We start from the raw sequence: 20171 nt of genomic DNA, 5'->3' as shown, positions 1-20171 counted from the left end.
AAGATATTATTTCCATAAAAGACCATTTTCAGAACCTTCTGACTTTATTTTTTAGTATAAACCTTATAAAAAAATGCCATGAAAGAAATTGTTGCTGCCAATTTAAACAACGCCCGCAACACCGAGCATTTCCAGTTTCATGCCAACGTCCTCACCTTCGCCACCTCCGCCCTGGCTGTCGAGTTGAAGATCGAAACCCTTCAGAAAACCTATGCCGACCTTTTTAAACGCGAAGACGACCTTTATATGCAGACCCGCGCCTACGAAGAAACACAGGCTATGAACGAAAAAGACCGCGAACGCGATGATCTTTTTATCTATATCAAACAGGTGGTTGCTGCTATGCTTTATAGCCCGGTGCCCGAAAAAAAGATCGCTGCGCAGAAAATCGAGTTCCAGATGCGTCCTTACAAAGATGCAGCCTCAAAACCGGCCGCCGAAAACACGGCGCAGGTGACAAATTGCCTGCAAGTCCTCGAAAGTGATGCCAATACAGCATACATCACCACCCTGGGGCTGACCGACGTGCTTCCCCTGTTGAAGCAGGCAAACAATGAGTTCAACGAACTGTATGTGAACCGTTCCGATGTCAAGCTCGGCCGTGTCAGCAACGACAACCTGAAATCTGTCCGTTCGCAGACGGACGAGGCTTACCGTGCGATGGTGAAGGCTATCAACGCCCTCTGGCTGGTGAACGAAACGATTACCCACGATGCAGCGCAGGCAGCAAAGCTGGGTGTTTTGATCGATAATATTAACGCATTGATCGTGCAATTCTCCGAAACCCTCTCGCGCCGCAAAGCCGGAACGAAGCCGGAGATTCCTGCCGATCCGACTCCCAAACCTGATCCCACTCCGAAGCCCGATCCCGACGACGATCGTCCGGTGATTGAATAAATACGACAGACTTATACAGGGCAGGCTTCGAACCTGCCCTTCTTTATATTGAATATCCTCAGCTAACCGGAAGCACAAATCATCATCATTTTTCCGATATCTCCTCCTTTTCCACGAATATTTGTATAAAAAACAATAATTCGTAGGATATTGCTCTAAAATTCCCCCTTTTTGACGAATTAGTGGTACTGTGGTTTGAATAATATAACGTATTTTTGACACATAATAAAGAATCACAGTACCATATCATGAAGAAACATTTATTATTATGGATCGCAGCGACCGCACTATGTTGCTCCTGCACGCAGAAAAAAGAAACCAGTCAGCCCCTACCATTCAAAGACGGTGAATTTAAAGAATGGGCGCAAACTCCCCCGATGGGTTGGAACAGTTGGGATTGCTACGGCCCGACAGTGGAAGAACACGAAGTAAAGGCGAATGCCGACTATATGGCCGACAAGCTGAAAGAATATGGCTGGGAATATGTAGTCGTAGACATCCGCTGGTTCGTGGAAAACGACAAGGCAGGCGGTTACAACCAGACCGATCCCCGATATGTATTGGATGAATACGGACGTTACCAGCCGGCAGTAAACCGTTTTCCGTCGGCCAAAGACGGCAAAGGGTTTAAGGAACTGGCGGATTATGTGCATAATAAAGGACTGAAATTCGGTATCCATATTATGCGCGGTATCCCGAAAGAAGCGGTCGAAAAGAAACTGCCGGTAAAAGGGATCGAGGGAATCACCGCCGACCAGATCTATTCACCCGAACTGCAATGCGAATGGTTAAGGGATAATTATACGATCGTTGCCGATAAACCGGGGGCGCAGGAATACTACAATTCTATCTTCGAGCTTTATGCTTCGTGGGGAGTGGATTTTATTAAGATCGACGACCTGTCGCGCCCCTACCATCAGGGTGAGATCGAGCTGATACGAAATGCCATCGACCATTGCGGCCGCCCCATCGTATTAAGTACTTCCCCGGGGGAAACTCCGGTTGCCAATGCCGACCACGTGCGCAGCCATGCCAATATGTGGAGAATGGTGGACGACGTGTGGGATACCTGGCCGCATATCACCCATCTGTTCGATATCAGCCAGAAATGGTATCCTTACATCGCTCCGGGCACATGGCCTGATTGCGATATGATCCCGCTCGGACGTATCTCCATCCGTGGCGAACGGGGGGAAGACCGCATGACCCGCCTGACCCGCGACGAACAATATACATTAATGAACCTGTTCTGCATCTTCCGCTCCCCGCTGATGTTCGGCGGCGACCTGCCCAGCAACGACGATTTCACCCTTTCCCTGCTGACAAACAAGGAAGTCCTCAAAATGCACAAGGAAAGCACGGAAGTACGCCAACTGTTCCAACAGGACGGCAAAGTGGGTATCACTTCCAGAAATAAAAATACAGGGGATGTATACCTCGCCCTATTCAACCTGAACGATAAAGGGAATACCGTGATCGAAGTTCCGCTGAAAGACCTGGGACTAAACAACAATTGCCTGATCACGGAAATGTGGAACAACAAATCGGTCGAACAGAAAGGGGATAAAGTAAGCTGCGACCTTCCCCCGCATGCATCCGTCCTATACAAATTAGTCTCTGACAATTAACCGATAAATAGATATCATGATGAAAAAGATCAAACTAATCATTTCCTCTTTTTTGATCCTTACCACCCTATTCCCCGGTTCTTCCTATGCAAGAACCGGAGAGTTGGCAAGCAAACCGGACTCCGCCTATCTGTTTTCCTACGCCACCGGTAAGGATAATAACCATAACGGACTGCATTTTGCCTGGAGCAACGACCAGGAAAACTGGCACCGCATCGGCCCGGAACACAGTTTTCTCCGCAGCGACTACGGAAGGTGGGGCAGCGAAAAAAGAATGCTTTCCCCCTACCTCACCCAAACACCCGACGGCCTGTGGCATTGCTACTGGACGCTCAACGAATATACCGAAACGTTTGCCCATGCCGCTTCGGCAGACCTGATCTACTGGGGCAGGCAATCGTACGATGTGAAAAGCTACCCCGTCGACCCGCAGCATGAACGCTGTTCGATCGTCTTGTATGATGAGCCGGAGACAGGGGTTATCCACAAGGTGGCCTGGAAGGTGATCGAGAACCTGATTGCCGCCAAAGACAGGACTGTTTACAAAGACAGGATTTACAGTGAAACAACCGGAGAAGACCCGGTACGTTTCGCCACCCTGAAACCGTTCGATACAAAAGTGATCGTGAACGGACAGCAAAAAAAGCCGATCAGTGACCTGTTGGTAGGCGTATTCTTCGAAGATATCAACTACGCTGCCGACGGCGGCCTGTATGCCGAACTGATACAAAACCGTGACTTCGAGTACACACCTGCCGACAAAGAAGGTCACGACCCCGACTGGAACAGCCGGACAGCCTGGAGCCTGAAAGGGAACAATGCCACTTTCACCATCGACTCCGTGCAGCCGATACATCCCAACAACCCTCATTATGCCGTATTAAAGACCGACCGTCCCGGAGCAAGCCTGACGAACGAAGGCTTCGACGGTATCGTTCTCAAAGCCGGTGATAAATATAAATTCTCCGTTTTTGCCCGTACGCTGGAAGGAAAGAACGGGAAGTTACAGGTACACCTGACGGGTAAGGATGGCCGCATCTACGCCGAAGGTTCCACCGGGGGATTATCCCGCGAATGGAAGAAACTGAATGTGACCCTGGCGGCAAAAGAAAACGTATCTGATGCCCGGTTGGAGATTACCCCGGCCGCAACCGGAACGATCGCCCTCGATATGATCTCCCTGTTTCCCGAAAAGACATTCAGGAACCGTCCGAACGGCCTGCGTGCCGACCTGGCACAAGCCATTGCCGATATTCATCCGCGCTTCGTCCGCTTCCCCGGCGGTTGTGTGGCGCATGGCGACGGACTGGATAATATATACCGCTGGAAAAACACCATCGGCCCATTGGAAGCGCGCAAGCCGCAACGCAACCTTTGGGGGTACCATCAGACTGCCGGACTGGGTTATTTCGAATACTTCCAGTTCTGCGAAGACATCGGAGCCGAACCGGTTCCTGTCGTAGCAGCCGGCGTCCCCTGCCAGAACTCGGCTTGCAAACATCTTGTAGGCGGCGGGCAGCAAGGCGGCATCCCGATGTCTGAAATGGACGCTTACGTGCAGGAAATACTCGACCTGATCGAATATGCCAACGGCGACGTGAAAACCGAATGGGGACGGAAACGTGCCGAAGCCGGACATCCGAAACCTTTCAACCTGAAATATATCGGTATCGGCAACGAAGACCTGATCACCGACCTTTTCGAAGAACGGTTCACCATGCTGTTCAATGCAGTAAAGGAGAAGCATCCGGAAATCACCGTCATCGGTACGGTCGGCCCGTACTCGGAAGGAACCGATTATGAAGAGGGTTGGGAGCTGGCCAACAAACTGAACATCCCGATGGTGGACGAGCACTACTACCAGAAACCGGGTTGGTTTATCCACAACCAGGATTATTACGATAAATACGACCGTTCCAAATCGAAGGTCTACCTGGGTGAATATGCCGCCCATCTTCCCGGCCGTCCCAACAACCTGGAAACGGCTTTGGCAGAAGCGCTCTATATGACTGCCCTCGAACGTAACGGGGATGTCGTACACATGACTTCGTATGCTCCTCTCCTGGCCAAGGAAGGTCATACGCAGTGGAACCCGGATCTGATCTATTTCAATAACGAAGAGGTCAAACCGACAGTCGGCTACTATGTACAACAGCTTTACGGGCAACATGCCGGCGACGAGTACCTGACCAGCCGCGTGATCGTCTCTGAAAACAGCGATGCCGTGCAGAAACGTGTTGCCGCCTCGGTGGTACGCGACAGCCGTACGAACGACCTGATCGTTAAACTGGTCAACCTGCTGCCTGTCCCGACGCAAACGAATATCGTCCTGAACGACGTACCTGCCATCGAAGGAACGGCAGAATTGATCACCCTGACCGGCAAGCCGGACGACAAACAGGCTAAACCCGCAACCGGCACCGTCCGCATCAGCAACGACTTCGACGTCGACCTGCCGGCCTATTCATTTACCCTGATCCGTATCAAACAGAATAATACTAATCTCACAAAAAAGTAATATCATGAAAAAGTTATTCATCAGTGCCCTTGCCTTTCTGGCACTCCCCCTGTTCGCTCAAAAAGATGCGAGCATTCGTGTATATCCCCAGCAGGGAACACAGCAAATCAGTAAACACATATACGGTCAGTTCGCCGAACATCTGGGAACCTGCATCTATGGCGGGCTTTGGGTAGGCCCCGAATCCGACATTCCCAACACACAAGGTTACCGCAACGATGTATTGCAGGCCTTGAAAGAGCTGCAAATCCCCAACCTGCGCTGGCCGGGCGGCTGCTTCGCCGACGAATATCACTGGATGGACGGTATCGGCCCGAAAGAGAACCGTCCTAAAATGGTCAACAACAACTGGGGTGGAACGATCGAAGACAATAGCTTCGGTACCCACGAGTTCCTCAACCTTTGCGAACTGCTGGGTTGCGAACCGTATATCAGTGCCAACGTCGGTAGCGGGACTGTTGAAGAAATGGCAAAGTGGGTCGAATATATGACTTCGGAAGGCGACAGCCCGATGGCTCGCCTGCGCCGCCAGAACGGCCGCGACAAAGCCTGGAACGTGAAATTCATCGGTGTCGGCAACGAGAGCTGGGGATGCGGTGGCAGCATGCGCCCGGAATATTATGCCGACCTCTACCGCCGCTATTCCACCTACTGCCGCAATTACGACGGTAACCGCCTGTTCAAGATTGCCAGCGGTGCCAGCGACTATGATTATAACTGGACAGAAACGCTGATGAAAAACGTCGGCGGCCGGATGGACGGCCTTTCCCTGCATTATTACACCGTGACCGGATGGAGCGGCAGTAAAGGTTCCGCCACCGACTTCAACAAGGAAGACTTCTACTGGACGATGGGGAAATGTCTTGAAATAGAGGACGTCATTAAAAAGCACATCACCATCATGGACAAATACGACCCGAAGAAGAACGTAGCCCTGATGCTCGACGAATGGGGAACCTGGTGGGATGAAGAACCGGGCACTATCAACGGCCATCTTTATCAGCAAAACACCCTGCGCGATGCATTCGTGGCCGCCCTCTCGCTGAATGTATTCCACAAATACACCGACCGTCTGAAAATGACGAACATCGCCCAGATCGTAAACGTCCTCCAGTCCATGATCCTGACCAACGGCCCGAAGATGATGCTTACTCCTACCTATCATGTCTTTGAAATGTATAAAGTGCATCAGGATGCCACCTTCCTTCCGATGGATCTGATCTGCGACAAAGCCCAGGTACGCGACAACCGCGAAGTACCGATGCTGAGCGCATCCGCCTCGAAAGATAAAAACGGAGTGATCCATATCACATTAGCCAATGTGGATACAGACAACGCCCAAAATATTTCTCTCGACCTGCAAGGCCAAAAAATATCCGGAGTAAACGGCCGCATCCTCACCTCTCCTTCCATCAACGACCATAACACCTTTGAAAAGCCCGATTTCGTTAAACCGGCAGTTTTCAACGGAGCGAAGGTGGAAAAAGGACAGCTGAAGATCAGTATGCCGGCTAAGTCGATCGTCGTTCTGGAAGTGAAATAACCTTTCCTTTCGTGTGCAGTAACCGCACCCGGCAAGGTACGACTACCGCACGTGAGAGGGTGCGACCTCCGCACGCGGTAAGGTGCGATGACCGCACTCGGGCGGGTGCAGTCTTCGCACTAACCAGGTAAAATTTATTCCAAATGTGAATTGCGATTTGTCAATAGTTTTCTACCTTTGCCAGCAGAATGAAAAATACATTATCTAAAATAAAAGAATTATGAAACCTACATTATTTGTATTAGCTGCCGGAATGGGTAGCCGTTACGGTGGTCTGAAACAGCTGGATGGCCTGGGCCCTAATGGTGAAACAATCATGGACTACTCTATTTTCGATGCTATCCGCGGTGGATTCGGGAAATTAGTTTTTGTTATCCGTGAGTCATTCGAAAAAGATTTCCGCGAAAAGATCATTTCAAAATACGAAAACCATATTCCTGTTGAAGTCGTATTCCAGGATCTGAATAACCTGCCGGAAGGTTTCACCTGCCCGGAAGGACGCGAAAAGCCCTGGGGTACCAACCATGCCGTTCTGATGGGTAAAGACGTGATCAAAGAACCATTTGCCGTTATCAATGCCGACGACTTCTACGGACGCGACAGCTTCGCCGTGCTTGGCAAAGCCCTGACTGAAATGACCGGTAAGAAGAACGATTATTGTATGGTAGGCTACCGTGTAGGTAATACATTGAGTGAAAGTGGTTCCGTAGCCCGTGGCGTTTGCGAGACAAATGCAGAAGGTTATCTGACAGGTGTAGTGGAACGTACGGCTATCGAACGTATCGACGGCGACATCCAATTCATCGACGAGAACGGAAAGAAAGTGGTTCTGGAAGAAAACACTCCGGTTTCCATGAATATGTGGGGCTTCACTCCCGACTATTTCGCTTATTCGGAAGAGTTCTTCAAAGACTTCCTGAAAAAGAACATGGATAACCTGAAAAGCGAATACTTCATCCCGCTGATGGTAAACGAACTGATCACGAACGGCACTGCCCGCGTAAAAGTATGGGACACCACTTCCAAATGGTTTGGCGTAACATATGCAGCCGACCGCCAGGGTGTTGTTGACAAAATCCAGGCATTGGTAGATGCCGGCGAATACCCGGAAAAATTGTTTTAATTAAGACAAGTTGAATATAATAGGTTCCCGGAAGATACACTAAGTGTACTCTCCCGGGAACTTTTTTTATTGCGAAAAAAGCCGTATTATTGTAGTACACAAAGGAGAAAGAGTATACCACAATGAGGCTTAGGGATAAAACGGACACAGATTTAATCACTTTAATTATACACGATGACGAGGCCGCTTTCAGCGAACTTTATATCCGGTATAAGGATAAGTTGCATTATTTCTGCCTGAGCCTGCTGAAATCGGAAGAGGAGACGAACGATATTGTGCAGGAGATCTTTATCCGCGTGTGGGAATCGCGCGTTTTCATCAATCCAGACCTTTCCTTTTCTTCCTTCCTTTATACGATGGCCCGCAACCGGGTACTGAATTATTTCCGGGATATGGATATAGATGCAAAAGCCAAGTCCATACTGGCACAGAACAAACCGGTCGAAGAAGACGTAATCGAGTCGGATCTGATCTATACGGAATATCAGAACATCCTGAAAGAAGCCATCGAACAGCTATCGCCGCAGAGAAAGAAGGTATTCAATATGAGTCGGATGGATAACCTGACACATAAAGAGATTGCGGAACAACTCGGCATATCGGTCAACACCGTTCAGGAACATATCTCCGAGTCGCTCCGCTTCATCAAGACCTATTTCGGCAAACATAGCGATATTTCGATCAGTGTCCTTTTATATCTGATGATGTAAAATAAGGGTTCGGTTCCGTCGGGATCGGGGCATGGGTCTGTTCGATCCACAGCTTCAGCTTGCGGTAAAGCTCCTCCCGTTTCTCCGGACGGCTCTCCGCAAGGTTCTTCGTCTCTCCCAGATCCTCTTTCAGGTTATACAGTTCGAGCGACTGATCCTCGTAATTACAGATCAGCTTCCAATCGCCCGAACGCATGCTGGAATAAGGCCGGGAACGGAAACCCTGTCCTCCATCTGCATAAGACTCCAGGTAAGCCGGGAAATGCCAGAAGAGATCGCGGTCGGACTTACAATTCTTTACGACTTCGAAAATATCCTCTCCGTCCAGATCCGCAGATACCGTACCTTGCGCCAGATTGACAAAAGTCGGATAGAAATCGACACCCGTAACGGGCACCGAAGTACGGCTTCCGGGTTCTATCTTTCCTGCCCATTTCAGGATCAGCGGGACGCGGGAACCTCCTTCGTAAGGCATTCCCTTGCCGCCGTTCAGCGGGTAATTGTCCGTCACCGGCTCCGAACCGCCGTTGTCCGAATAGAACACGATCAGGGTATTAGCGGAAAGGCCGAGGTCTTCAATTTCTTTACATAGCTTACCCACGCCATCGTCGAGCTTCTCGATCATTGCCGCGTAGATGGGATTGGTGTGATACGTTCCGGCAGGCTTGTTACGGTATTTCTCCACCAGCGAGTCGGGAGCCTGCAAAGCCGTATGTACCGCATGATGGGACAGATGCAGGAAAAAAGGAGCATCTTTATGGGAGCGGACGAAAGCAATCGCCTCATCCGTCAAACGATCCGTCAGGTATTCGCCCGGCTGTCCTTCGTCGAGCCCCAAATGGCATTTGCTCTTGTCCGGTAGGCAATAAGGATAGAAATACGAATAAGGAGATCCGGCACGGTTTCCGCCAACGTTTCGGATGAAGCCTTGCGACAACGGCCCTGTCCCGTCGGCATCATCCCCCAGATGCCATTTACCGATATGTCCGCACTGATAGCCTTGTTGCTGAAGCGCTTCGGCCAGGGTCACAAAGTCGGCACGCACATCGTCCGTATTGGGACACGGGATCAGCTTACGTTTCGTACGGTCGCCCCGGTCGGGTGGGCTGACGGTGAATACGCCATGCCGCGGCGTGTACATGCCGGTCATCATACAGGCACGGCTGGGAGCTGAGTTGGCTGCCGCCGCATACGCATTATCGAACAGCAACCCCTGCGAGGCAAGGCGGTCGATATTGGGGGTTTCGTAATAATCGCTCCCCATCACGCCCAGGTCTGTCCATCCCAGGTCGTCCGCCAGGATGAAAACAATGTTCGGCTGTTTGCTGTCGCCTGCCGCCTGTATCTGTTGCAGGCCCGCCATCCATACCAGAGGCGCAGCCCAATATAAATTACCATGTTTCATAGGATGCAAATATAGAGATAAAACAGAAAGGCCGTTTCAAGCAGGGATAAATACCTTCCGAAACGGCCTTCATTTATAAATTGATCAAAGGATGATTACCATCCGGGGTTCTGTTCCAGTTCCGGATTCAGCAGGATCTCTGTGGTCGGAACCTGATACAGGTAAAACTTTTCGAGCCATCCCTTGCCCTCTTTCAGCGGATCGTTGAAAAGGTAAATATTACCTTCCGCCAACGAACCGTTCGTTCCGTCCGAATAACCGGTCTGAGGATTATAGAGCGTCATGCTGTTGGTCGAAGCCATCTCCTTCGTCGTCCAGATACCCGTAGCCGGTTTGTTCAGGAACCACGGAGCCATACGCCAACGGCGCACATCATAAAAACCGAAACCTTCGCCCATCAACTCGATGATACGTTCGCGGCGGATCTCCCACAACACCGGGTCTACCTGAATACCTGCATCGTTGTTTTTCGGATAATATTTCCCGCGGTTCGGGTCGAAGCCGGCATCGATATCCGCTACCACCATCTTGGCGATTCCGGCACGGTCGCGTAGCTTATTAATCGTTTTGTCAGCAACGCTTTGGTCGAAACTACCCAGTTCGAACTTCGCTTCCGCTTCATTCAGCAATACCTCTTCGATCTTGAAGATCGGTTTGTCGGCCGTATTCAGGTTACCGTTATTAAAGCTGGTTTCCCAGTTATCCCAGTTCTTCCATACATAGTAACCGGAGCGGCAGGTGACGAAAGCACCCGTACCCAGTCGTGGTATTTCGGGAACCAGAGAAGCACTCCAGTTCTGGCCCGGAAGGCGTTTCATACCCACACCCGGGTTACTGCAACTTTCATTAGGCCCCATAATATCTATATATTCGCGGTCGGCCGGATTATCCGTATACGACCAGGTAGGATAATCGCCTTTACCGGCCTGCACCTTATAAGGTGGTATCACCGTGTGGTACAAACGCGGATCGCGGTCGCGGAAGGTAGCATACATATCCTTGTTTCCATGATAGGCGGATGCACTGTTCAAGATCGGCTTACCGTTCTTCATCAGATACAGGTCGACCGTATTCTGGTTCATTTCCACATAGTGCGAAGAGGTATGTTCGATATAGCTGCTACCGCTCGGATTGATGTCGGCTACATACGACTTGTAAAAGATAACACCCGGAATAGACCCCAGATCTTCGGTTGTCCACATTTCACCATATCCGGCTGCCGGCTGTCCGTCGGTACCGAGATACAAGGTCGGATAATCGCTCATCAGCAGTTCGGATACACGTACGCATTCGTTCAGGTACTTTTCATAATCACCCAACTCATGGTATTTGCGCCAGGTTCCTTCACGCAGGGTAAAGCGGGAAAGGGCTGCCCGTACACAGTTGCGATCGATCGTATTCTCCCCGTTTTGGGAGGTGAAGTTACCGATGTTCTGTTCGGCCCATTGCAGACGTTCCAATACTCTATCGGCAACCACCATCCGGTCTTCACGTTTCCCGTAAGCTTCTGGAGAGTCTTCCGCCAACACCTGGTCTACCCAGGGGACATCACCGAAACGGTCGATCAGTTCCATATACCAGAAAGAATGGAAGAAATAGCCCACTGAACGCCAATGGTTTTTCTCATCCTCTTTCATACTCGAGCCATCGATATGCGAAAGCATGATGTTGATACGGCGGATAAACGTTTTAAAGTCCCACCCGTTACCGCTGGCGGCACTGGCCACCGTTTGGTAAGCAAACTTATTATAACCGCTTTCGTACTTCTGCTGCATGTAACCCGCATCCAGATCCCCCTGATACTGTCCGTTCTGCCCGAAGCCGGCCAGCGAAGTACGGATCGTCGTATTCGTAAACATCTCGTAGCAAGGCCACATGAAAGCCTTGAAGTTATCATAGGAATTGAAAGCATTCTCCTCAGTCAGATCCGTCACCGGTGCCTTATCCAGAAAACTGTCGTTACAGCTCGAGAACGTGAGGCCGGTAAGAACTGCTAAACTTATAAATAATCTTTTCATATACTCGTACTAATTTAGGTTTATAACGTAAGATTAAGACCGAACGAAACGGTACGGTAAGCCGGATAATCCCATTTCAACGTTTCCGGGTCGATCCCCTTCGGCAGCGAAGAGAAGGTAGCGAGGTTTTCCACGCTTACAAATGCCCTCAACTGAGACAAAGAGATCTTCGACAACCAGTTCTTCGGGAAGTTATACGACAAAGTAACATTCTTGATACGCAGATAAGAAGCATTCGAAAGATACTTGTCAGACTGGCGATAATTGGATGCCTGGTTTCCGTAATTACCATAGATACGCGGGAATTCGGCACCCGGATTAGCGTTGGTGTAGTCACCGTTAGCCGCATCGACCGGTTTCCAGTAATTACTCAAACCTTCGTACAACGGGATAAACTTAAAGTCCGAATACAACGGGAAGGTCAGCGTATTAGCCAGCCATGCATCCCGTTTACCGGTTCCTTGCAGGAAGACGCTCAGGTCGAAACCTTTATAATCGACTCCCAGGTTAATACCGTACAGATAACGGGGCGTCTCGTTACCGATCACTTTCCGGTCACCCGGATTGGTCAACGTATTGTCGCCGCTCGAGATCATATTCGTTCCCCGTTCGTCATCTATCAGGTTCTTGAACTTCACGTCACCCGGACGAGGGTTGTAACCGTCGATCGATGCTACGCCGTCTTTCAACTTCCAGGAAGAAGTATCCGTGAAGTCATCCACAGAATAGAAACCGTCTGCTTCATATCCCCAGATTTCCCCCAGGTTCTTTCCTTCGTAGAAATTCCAGAAGGTATATGTACCGCCGGTCAGTGCATTTGTCTGCTGGCTGCTTAAGATATAGGAAGAGTTGCTGTTATACTTTACAATCTGCGATTTGCTGTCCGACAGGTTGAAGCCGACACGGTAACCGACTTTGGCTATCTGATCGCGCCAGTTCAGGCTCAACTCCCAACCACGCGTACGCATATCCGCCGTGTTCTGGTAAGGCGCATCCGCACCCACTACCGCCGGAAGCTGCATGCCCGGAGCCAACATACCGTTCGTGTTACGCTGGTACCAGTCGAAGGAACCCACCAGGCGGCTGTTGAGCATAGACATATCCAAACCGATATCGAGCGTACCGACCTTCTCCCAGGTAAAGCTGGAGCTTACCAGCGAAGGGATGGAAGTGATGGCCGTCACATAATCGCCGCCGGTCACCCAGCCGTTATACTTGTTGTTGATCGTCATGGTCGGGATGTACGAATAAGCCGGAACATTCTGGTTACCGATCATACCATACGAAGCACGCAACTTCAAAGAGCTCAACCAATCCTGCGTACGTTCCATAAACTGTTCCTGTGCGATATTCCAACCGGCGGAAACAGAGGGGAAGAAACCATAGCGGGAGTCTTTCGGGAACTTCGACGAACCATCGTAACGCCCGTTCACTTCCAACAGGTAACGGTCGGCATAGTTGTAGTTCACACGGAAGAAACCGCCGCGTACCGTATATTCGTTATACTTATCGGTTGCTTTCAAAGTAGACGTTCCCGAACCCAAAGAAGGCACCTCGATCACCGCCTGCCCGTAAGAGAAGGCTTCCATCGTTTCCTGGTAGCTCGACTCCTGGTTGAAACCGGCCATCACTTTGAATTTATGCTCCTTACCTAATACGAAGTCGTAAGTACCATAGAGGTTGATCGAATTATAATTGGTATAGCGTTTTGTTTTCTGCAGATAATCGTTGGTCGGAGTCGTGTCTTTACCGCCCTGTACGGTCGTATAATCTACACTTCCGGTATACCAATGATAGTCATAAATGTTCTTGTCGAACGTATATTCGAAAGCTACCTGGAAACCTTCAAAAGGCTTCACGATCGACTTCAGGAATAGGCGCGGATTATCCCCCAGGGTAGTTGCCGTATTAGACCAGCGTATCTGGTTGGCCGGAGTGAAGAACGGTAGACCTGTTCCCGCATCGGAGATACCTTCCGGCATAGTGCCTTCCGGATAGAAAGAAGCCAAACGGGTGGAATATACGGCGCCCAGGGCCGACTTCGGTTCGGTCGTCTTGCTGTGGGCATAGCTGAATGTCGCCTCCTGGGTGAACCAACTGGTTACATCCGCAGAAAGGAAACTACTGATATTCATACGTTTGTATTTATCCTTATCTGTGATCAATACACCGTCGTTTCCGATATATCCAGCCGACAAACGATAACGGATCTTATCCGTGCCACCGGTGGCCGACAGGTTATGGGTCTGTTGGAAACTCGTTTCCATCATATTCTTCACCAGGTCTTTCTCATTCAGATAATAGACAGCGCCGTCGGTATCTTTGAAGATGCCATCCCCTACCGTATTGAGGGAAGAAGGATTGTTACGGTACTGTTCCAGATACCCCATCCATTTCTGCACGCTGGGTGATCCCATTGTCCAGAACTGATCGCCGGCGGCATCCGAATAAGCCTGCAGGTAGTCCATCAAAGGTGCCTGTTTCGGCAGGTTTATTGAATTGGCAAAAGCGAAATTATTGTTGTAATTCAGCTGGAAGGTGGTTGCGCCTTTCGGACGTTTGGTCGTCACGAGGATAACACCGCCGGCAGCACGTGCCCCGTAGATGGCAGCAGAGGCCGCATCTTTCAGGACGGTCACCGTCTCGATATCTTCAGGATTGATCATATCCAGGTCGCCTTCCACGTTGTCGATCAGGACAAGCGGCTTGATGGCACTACCATACGAACCGTCGTCGTTCTTGATACCGACCGAATAAGCACCGCGTATCTGGAAAGATTTGCTCTTACCCGGCGTATTTCCGTTATTGCTCACCAGCAAACCGGCCACTGTACCCTGCAAGGCATCCGTCGCATTCGTCAGCGGACGACTCCCCATCACTTCTTCCATCTTCACGGAAGAAACGGCACCGGTCAGGTTCGCTTTCTTCTGGACGCCATACCCTACCACGACTACTTCATCCAGCCGCTGGGTATCTTCCATCAACGTAACATCTATCGAAGTGTCCTTCCCGACAGGAATTTCACGGCTCAGATAGCCGATAAAAGAGACTACGAGTGTCCCGTTCTCCGGTACGTCGATCGAGAAGTCACCGTCGATACCGGTGATCGTCCCGTTTGTCGTTCCCTTCACGATCACGTTGGCTCCGATAATAGGATCGCCATAGTTATCGCGGATCACACCCGTTAGTTTTTTACTCTGCTGGGCAGACTGCGGCCCGGCTACATCAAATCGTTGGCGACTAACTGAAATCGTGTTATTGATCTTCTTAAAATAAAGTCCTGTCTGATGCGATAGTTCATTCAGAATAGTATCGATAGACCCATTCTTCACCTGAAGGTTCACTGCCTTCAGATCCTTCAATACCGACTCGTCATAAAAGAAATTAAATCCGGTGATCTTACTCAATTGCTCGAAAGCGTCGCTAACGGAAACCTTTTTTACTGTATATGAGATGTTATTCTCTTTAAGGCCTTGCCCTAAAACTGCTTCCGCGCATAGCAGCTGGGAAGACAAAGCGATCGCACATACAGTCAACGATGTTCGCATAATGGTCTTGTTAAATATTAGATTATAATTCATACATTTGTAATGTTTTAATGAATGATGTTTGTTAAGACAAGCAGGGACACTCGATCATTAGTGGTTCAAATTAGTGGTTATTCCCCGCTGAAATTTTAGTAAAGCAGTAGTGTGACAGCACTACTGCTTTTTGAGTTTTTACTTCTTTTTAGTATCTATATCATAGGCTGTTTATTTTATGTTCGACTTATAATTTATCATATAATATTATCTTTTCCCCTTCTTGTCGGCTATGAAGGCCGGTGGTAAAGCAGATCGCTTCGATTACCGCTTCGATACTCTTGTTGTCGTGTGTCCCGGTGATCTTGTAGTCACAATTCTTACATTGCAGGATTACTTTGCGGTTGTATGTCCGGTTAATGGTTTTTATCACCTCGCGTATCGGTTCCTTATTGAAATACAAAGAACCCTGTATCCATTTGATATAATTGTTTTCCTGAATGGTTTCCTTATTAATATTCCCGTCCACTTTATTAATGGACAGGTGTTCGTTGGGAGATACGGATAACTGGAGATCCTGGTCGGTGACATTTATCCGAACTTTACCGGTCGAGACGGTCAGCTTGATGAACTCGTCTTCCTTATAGGATTTGAAATCGAAGGAAGTACCCAACACACGGACTTGTGCATTTCCGCTCCGGATGATAAAAGGTTTATCCGGATTGGGGGCGACATCGAAAAAGCCTTCCCCTTCCAGTTCTATCACGCGGTTGTCCTTATTAAAGTCGGACGGGATGCGAAGGTTCGTCCCGGAATTCAGGATAATACGGGTACCGTCTGCCAGTTGTAGGCTTTTCTTCTCCCCTTTCGCGGATGTTTTCTCGGCATAGGTTATTACGGGTTGCGAACGGTCGAGCACTTTCAGCAGGCCAAATGTCACACTGAAAACCAGTACCAACATGGCGGCGATCCGGTAAAAGTTAGTTAAATATTTCTTATTACCAACGCCTGTATTAGAGACAGGTTTACTGCCCTGTTTGATTGTAGAGAGCAGGGAAGATACTTCTTTGCGCAGCTCGTTTTCCCTTTCCTGATCCGGACGAGCCATATTCTGATCGATCGCATTCCATAGGGGCTGGATGACCAAATCTAAATCCACAGGATTGTCCGACGATTTCAGCCAATGGAGCAATGTGCGTAGTTCCTGCTCGGTGCATTGATCCTTTATATACTTTTGTAAAAGTGACAGGATGGTAGTTTCTTCCATATATATCTTTATAATCGTACTTGTTAGTTGTATCGTTTATAAAGAATACACACTATCCGGTTTCGTCTGGGGGTAAGATTCGGTTATTTACAATTCATTAACATATCAATAAAGGGTGCCCTCGTAGGGGCGGGTTCCAAACCCGCCCAATATCAACGAGACAATATAACTGACTGCTATAAACAGAGAATTCAATATTTCCTAAAGCTACATCATCCGCACTAAAAGGTCTTTGTATCAAAATAATCCAAGCTCCATTTATCCATCCACTTCAATATCGGCAGGCCGTTCTCAAACTGTATCGGTAGCCAGATATAACGGGCATCGGATGGATGCTTCGGTGTCCAGCGATCGCCCATAAAGATGAAGGCGTCCTTTTTGCCGGCTACGGGGAAGATAAAGGTGCTTTGCGAATGGAAAGTGAGAGCGGCATCATCTCCACGGCAAGGGTTAGGATGCTGTGTCCACGGCCCCCAGATGGAAGAAGCGGAGAACAGGCGGGCTTCATTCGGATCCCAACCCGTACAACCGGAAGTAATCATAAAGTAGGTTCCGTCTTTTTTGAAGATGGCCGGTGCCTCGTTATGACCGCCAGGGAATATACGGATATATCGTCCGGTATGGCTCTGGTAATCGTCGGTCAGTTCAGCGATCTGCAAAGTAAGGTTTTCTTCCGAAGAATAGATATGATAGGCTTTTCCGTCATCATCCACATAGATAGTCATGTCGCGCGACATTTGCCCGCCTTCCATATCCCGGCGGACGAACAGGCCTTCTTCTACGGCTTTGCTCCATTCGGGTGTCCACCATTCGGCAAAATCTTTCGGCGTTACTTTCAGGGAACGGTCTTTTTCCGGCATATTCTCCGGCCAGAAGCCGGCACAGGGACGATAAGAATGGACGAAACGGTAAGGGCCTGTAACCTTATCGCTTACAGCTACTCCGACACGGGCGGCCGCATATCCCTTTCCTTTCAGTTCCAGATGAAACCACATTATATATTTATTGGTCTTTTTATTATAAACAACCTTCGGACGTTCCAATATACAACCCCTTTCAATATCGCTATAAGACTCTTCCGGCATAACGGGCATGGCAATTCCTTCATTCTTCCAGTGAACCAGATCGCAGGAAGAATAGCAGGTAACACCATCCAGCGCCACACTGGTCGTATCGTTTTTAAACTCACCGAACCAATAATAGGTTCCGTCGGCATACAACATACCGCCGCCATGCGCATTGACATGAACGCCTTTATCATCCGGCCATCTTTCACCGGGCATAATCTCCTGAGCCTTCATACCGGTACATGACACCAGTAGTAGAACCAAACTTAATATTCTTATCATTGCTATTCTTTTTTATTTGACTAACCGACTGGCAACAGAAAGCAGCCGGACTTATTTTTGTTTCATGCAGGTGAAACAGTTGTTCCACCCTGATGAAACAAGTGTTTCACCTGCATGAAACACTTGCAACTTACCTAAGGAGATAAACCAAAACTCCCAACTATTCCGTAGCTCCCTGGTTAGCCACTGTCGGCCATCCCGGGTTCTGATAGATCGGTGAGACGGATATATCTGCACCGTTGGCAGCAATCATCAGATGCTGGATACAGATCGGTTGCAGGTAATGAGCCATTGCCCAGCGATAACCGTCTTTGGCAACCGAACGGCCGGAGATTTCATACGGGCGGAGATATTCGCTCAATGCCGGGTCGGATACGTTTGCACTCGGATTATCCAGACCATATACCAAACGGGTTGAGCCGTCTTCATTCTTATACCATTCGTTCATGCCGGCCCACAGGCGGAAACCTTCGATATGATACGGAGTCTTGATCATCTGATCCATTGCACGCCAGCGGCACAAGTCCATGAAACGTAATCCTTCGGCCATCAGCTCGCAACGACGTTCGCGGCGGATGTTATACAGAGTCGGATCGATCAGATTTCCGGCAGAATAAGCACCCCAGTCGTTCTTTGCTTCTTCGCTCATGCGGGTAGCGGCGATCGTCTTGTTGTAGTCCGTATCGACTTTGGCACGGGCACGGATGGCACGCCAGTAGTTCTGGGCTGTTGCATCCAGCGATCCGTTCTTTTCATAGCAGGCTTCCATATAGTTCAGATAAGCTTCCACACCACGGAAGGTGATCGAGCCGGTGTAGCTGGCACCGTTGGCGCACTGGTTCTGATAATAAGAATTACCTTTGCGCAAAGCGTAACCGGTAGTATATGTCTTTTCCAGAGAAGACTCCAGGATCGCCGGGTTAGGCTCTACCAGTACGGCATGTGTCCCTTCGGTCGACTCGAACAAGATATTCTTTTGTCCCGGTTCTTTCAGGAAGATATTCAGACGGGAGTCGCGGCCGACACGGACGTCGGCAATCGTTTTATCGCCTTTGTAAGCGGAAGAGGCATAGATAGGCATACCGTCGCTCATCAGGAAACCGTCTACCATACCACGGGTCACTCCTACTCCATAGTCACCGTTCTGTGCTCCGACAACCACACAATGTGTTTGTCCTAATCCTTTATTATATGGACGCCATAAAAGGACTTCACTGTAGCCGGACAGGTCTACATCGCCGAACATATCCATGTACGGATTGACCGGATCTGCTGCATCCTGCTGAACCAAACCGGTATTCTCTACCAGAGGAGTTGCGTCGGCCACCTGTTTGGCAGCATCCATCGCCTCGGTCAGGAAGTAATCGATCTCGCCTTCTATACTTCCGGAAGGGAACTGATAATTAGCATTATACTCCTTGCTCTTGCCAGGCCATCCGTCTCCATTCGGGACAAAGGCCGTTCCTTTAAAGTATTTCAACCAGGTTCCTTCGAACAAGGCCACACGCGACTTAAGCAGCAAAGCGGCTTCTTTCGAAATACGGCTCTTATTCTTGTCCGGGGTTGTAGCCATCAGCATAATAGCCGAATCGAGGTCGGAGATAATGAAACGGGCCACTTCATTACGGGGAGAACGCTTGCAGGCTTCGATCAGCGGTTCCATTTCGTCCGGCAACGTATGGCGGATGATAGGGAAATCGCCAAATTTCTGATAGCGTTTGAAATATTCATGGGCACGAAGGAAATAGATCTCGCCGACATAATGGTTGATATTGTCCGTGCTTCCGGTGATCTTACCTTCAGCCAGTTTAGGCAATACGTTATCCAGGAAATAGTTGCAACTATAGATACGTTCGAAGAACCAGTGGCGTTTGTTCTTGTCGCTGTCTTCTGTCTGGGCTGTTCTCCACTGCCCGGGGACAAACTTATTATCATACGTTTTCGTTGCCTGGTTGTCGGTATGTTCGTCCGTACCGAAGGTTCCGTAACTCCATTCGCCGTGCGAAGGCAGGATATCCGTATACAATCCGTTGGCATAGGTTGCCAGCTGGGATTCTTCGTTCAGGTATTTATCCGGAGTGATCTGTGACAGAGGAGACTGCTCCAGGTAGTCATTGCAGGAAACCAGTACGCCTAACAAAGCGACTCCTGCCAGTTGTTTGATTTTATTTATGTGTTTCATCGTAAATCAG

General features: G+C 49.4%; 12 protein-coding genes. 6 read left to right on the top strand and 6 right to left on the bottom strand.

Going from position 1 to position 20171, the window contains the following annotated elements; all coding sequences use genetic code 11:
• Nucleotides 1-78: 78 nt before the first annotated feature.
• The 6 genes from HMPREF1536_RS26015 to HMPREF1536_RS25990 all read left to right on the top strand — a co-directional run bounded on the left by HMPREF1536_RS26015 (nt 79) and on the right by HMPREF1536_RS25990 (nt 8419).
• Nucleotides 79-897, top strand: a complete 819-nt coding sequence (locus HMPREF1536_RS26015) for a DUF6261 family protein (RefSeq protein WP_028727484.1) — start codon at nt 79-81, stop codon at nt 895-897.
• A gap of 248 nt (nt 898-1145) precedes the next feature.
• Nucleotides 1146-2525 (top strand): glycoside hydrolase family 27 protein, encoded by a 1380-nt coding sequence (locus HMPREF1536_RS26010; RefSeq protein ID WP_028727483.1) that lies wholly within the window; start codon nt 1146-1148, stop codon nt 2523-2525.
• 19 nt (nt 2526-2544) lie between these two features.
• Entirely contained in the window at nt 2545-5043 is a 2499-nt protein-coding gene (locus HMPREF1536_RS26005) for an alpha-L-arabinofuranosidase C-terminal domain-containing protein (RefSeq protein WP_028727482.1), read from the top strand.
• 4 nt (nt 5044-5047) lie between these two features.
• A complete protein-coding gene (locus tag HMPREF1536_RS26000) occupies nt 5048-6586 on the top strand; it encodes an alpha-N-arabinofuranosidase (RefSeq protein ID WP_028727481.1) in 1539 nt (512 codons plus the stop codon).
• Between the two features lie 220 nt (nt 6587-6806).
• Complete coding sequence (locus HMPREF1536_RS25995; protein WP_028727480.1) at nt 6807-7709, top strand: glycosyltransferase family protein; 903 nt, start codon at nt 6807-6809, stop codon at nt 7707-7709.
• Between the two features lie 122 nt (nt 7710-7831).
• The gene (locus HMPREF1536_RS25990; protein ID WP_028727479.1) at nt 7832-8419 is read left to right on the top strand and encodes an RNA polymerase sigma-70 factor; all 588 of its coding nucleotides are present in this window, start codon (nt 7832-7834) and stop codon (nt 8417-8419) included.
• On the opposite strand, the gene HMPREF1536_RS25985 is transcribed toward HMPREF1536_RS25990, so the two are convergent.
• The 6 genes from HMPREF1536_RS25985 to HMPREF1536_RS25960 all read right to left on the bottom strand — a co-directional run bounded on the left by HMPREF1536_RS25985 (nt 8391) and on the right by HMPREF1536_RS25960 (nt 20161).
• The gene (locus tag HMPREF1536_RS25985) at nt 8391-9782 is read right to left on the bottom strand and encodes a sulfatase (RefSeq protein ID WP_225608126.1); all 1392 of its coding nucleotides are present in this window, start codon (nt 9780-9782) and stop codon (nt 8391-8393) included. The two genes, HMPREF1536_RS25990 and HMPREF1536_RS25985, sit on opposite strands and share 29 nt — an antisense overlap.
• A 137-nt stretch (nt 9783-9919) precedes the next feature.
• Nucleotides 9920-11842 (bottom strand): RagB/SusD family nutrient uptake outer membrane protein, encoded by a 1923-nt coding sequence (locus HMPREF1536_RS25980; protein WP_028727477.1) that lies wholly within the window; start codon nt 11840-11842, stop codon nt 9920-9922.
• A gap of 20 nt (nt 11843-11862) precedes the next feature.
• Nucleotides 11863-15423, bottom strand: a complete 3561-nt coding sequence (locus HMPREF1536_RS25975; RefSeq protein WP_225608115.1) for a TonB-dependent receptor — start codon at nt 15421-15423, stop codon at nt 11863-11865.
• A gap of 187 nt (nt 15424-15610) precedes the next feature.
• Complete coding sequence (locus HMPREF1536_RS25970) at nt 15611-16630, bottom strand: FecR family protein (protein WP_028727475.1); 1020 nt, start codon at nt 16628-16630, stop codon at nt 15611-15613.
• Between the two features lie 221 nt (nt 16631-16851).
• The gene (locus HMPREF1536_RS25965; RefSeq protein WP_225608127.1) at nt 16852-17931 is read right to left on the bottom strand and encodes a glycoside hydrolase family 43 protein; all 1080 of its coding nucleotides are present in this window, start codon (nt 17929-17931) and stop codon (nt 16852-16854) included.
• A gap of 208 nt (nt 17932-18139) precedes the next feature.
• Nucleotides 18140-20161 carry a RagB/SusD family nutrient uptake outer membrane protein gene (locus HMPREF1536_RS25960; RefSeq protein WP_028727473.1) on the bottom strand — a complete coding sequence of 674 codons (2022 nt, stop codon included), beginning with the start codon at nt 20159-20161 and terminating at the stop codon, nt 18140-18142.
• Nucleotides 20162-20171: the final 10 nt, after the last annotated feature.

Source organism: Parabacteroides gordonii MS-1 = DSM 23371, assembly GCF_000969825.1.
Taxonomy (GTDB): domain Bacteria; phylum Bacteroidota; class Bacteroidia; order Bacteroidales; family Tannerellaceae; genus Parabacteroides; species Parabacteroides gordonii.
This window is presented reverse-complemented; position numbering and strand designations above follow the sequence as displayed.

Excerpts from the sequence above, each read along its gene's own strand:
- HMPREF1536_RS26015 (WP_028727484.1), top strand. The coding sequence starts at position 79 with ATGAAAGAAATTGTTGCTGCCAATTTAAACAACGCCCGCAACACCGAG.
- HMPREF1536_RS26010 (WP_028727483.1), top strand. The coding sequence starts at position 1,146 with ATGAAGAAACATTTATTATTATGGATCGCAGCGACCGCACTATGTTGC.
- HMPREF1536_RS26005 (WP_028727482.1), top strand. The coding sequence starts at position 2,545 with ATGAAAAAGATCAAACTAATCATTTCCTCTTTTTTGATCCTTACCACC.
- HMPREF1536_RS26000 (WP_028727481.1), top strand. The coding sequence starts at position 5,048 with ATGAAAAAGTTATTCATCAGTGCCCTTGCCTTTCTGGCACTCCCCCTG.
- HMPREF1536_RS25995 (WP_028727480.1), top strand. The coding sequence starts at position 6,807 with ATGAAACCTACATTATTTGTATTAGCTGCCGGAATGGGTAGCCGTTAC.
- HMPREF1536_RS25990 (WP_028727479.1), top strand. The coding sequence starts at position 7,832 with ATGAGGCTTAGGGATAAAACGGACACAGATTTAATCACTTTAATTATA.
- HMPREF1536_RS25985 (WP_225608126.1), bottom strand. The coding sequence starts at position 9,782 with ATGGCGGGCCTGCAACAGATACAGGCGGCAGGCGACAGCAAACAGCCG.
- HMPREF1536_RS25980 (WP_028727477.1), bottom strand. The coding sequence starts at position 11,842 with ATGAAAAGATTATTTATAAGTTTAGCAGTTCTTACCGGCCTCACGTTC.
- HMPREF1536_RS25975 (WP_225608115.1), bottom strand. The coding sequence starts at position 15,423 with ATGAATTATAATCTAATATTTAACAAGACCATTATGCGAACATCGTTG.
- HMPREF1536_RS25970 (WP_028727475.1), bottom strand. The coding sequence starts at position 16,630 with ATGGAAGAAACTACCATCCTGTCACTTTTACAAAAGTATATAAAGGAT.
- HMPREF1536_RS25965 (WP_225608127.1), bottom strand. The coding sequence starts at position 17,931 with ATGAAGGCTCAGGAGATTATGCCCGGTGAAAGATGGCCGGATGATAAA.
- HMPREF1536_RS25960 (WP_028727473.1), bottom strand. The coding sequence starts at position 20,161 with ATGAAACACATAAATAAAATCAAACAACTGGCAGGAGTCGCTTTGTTA.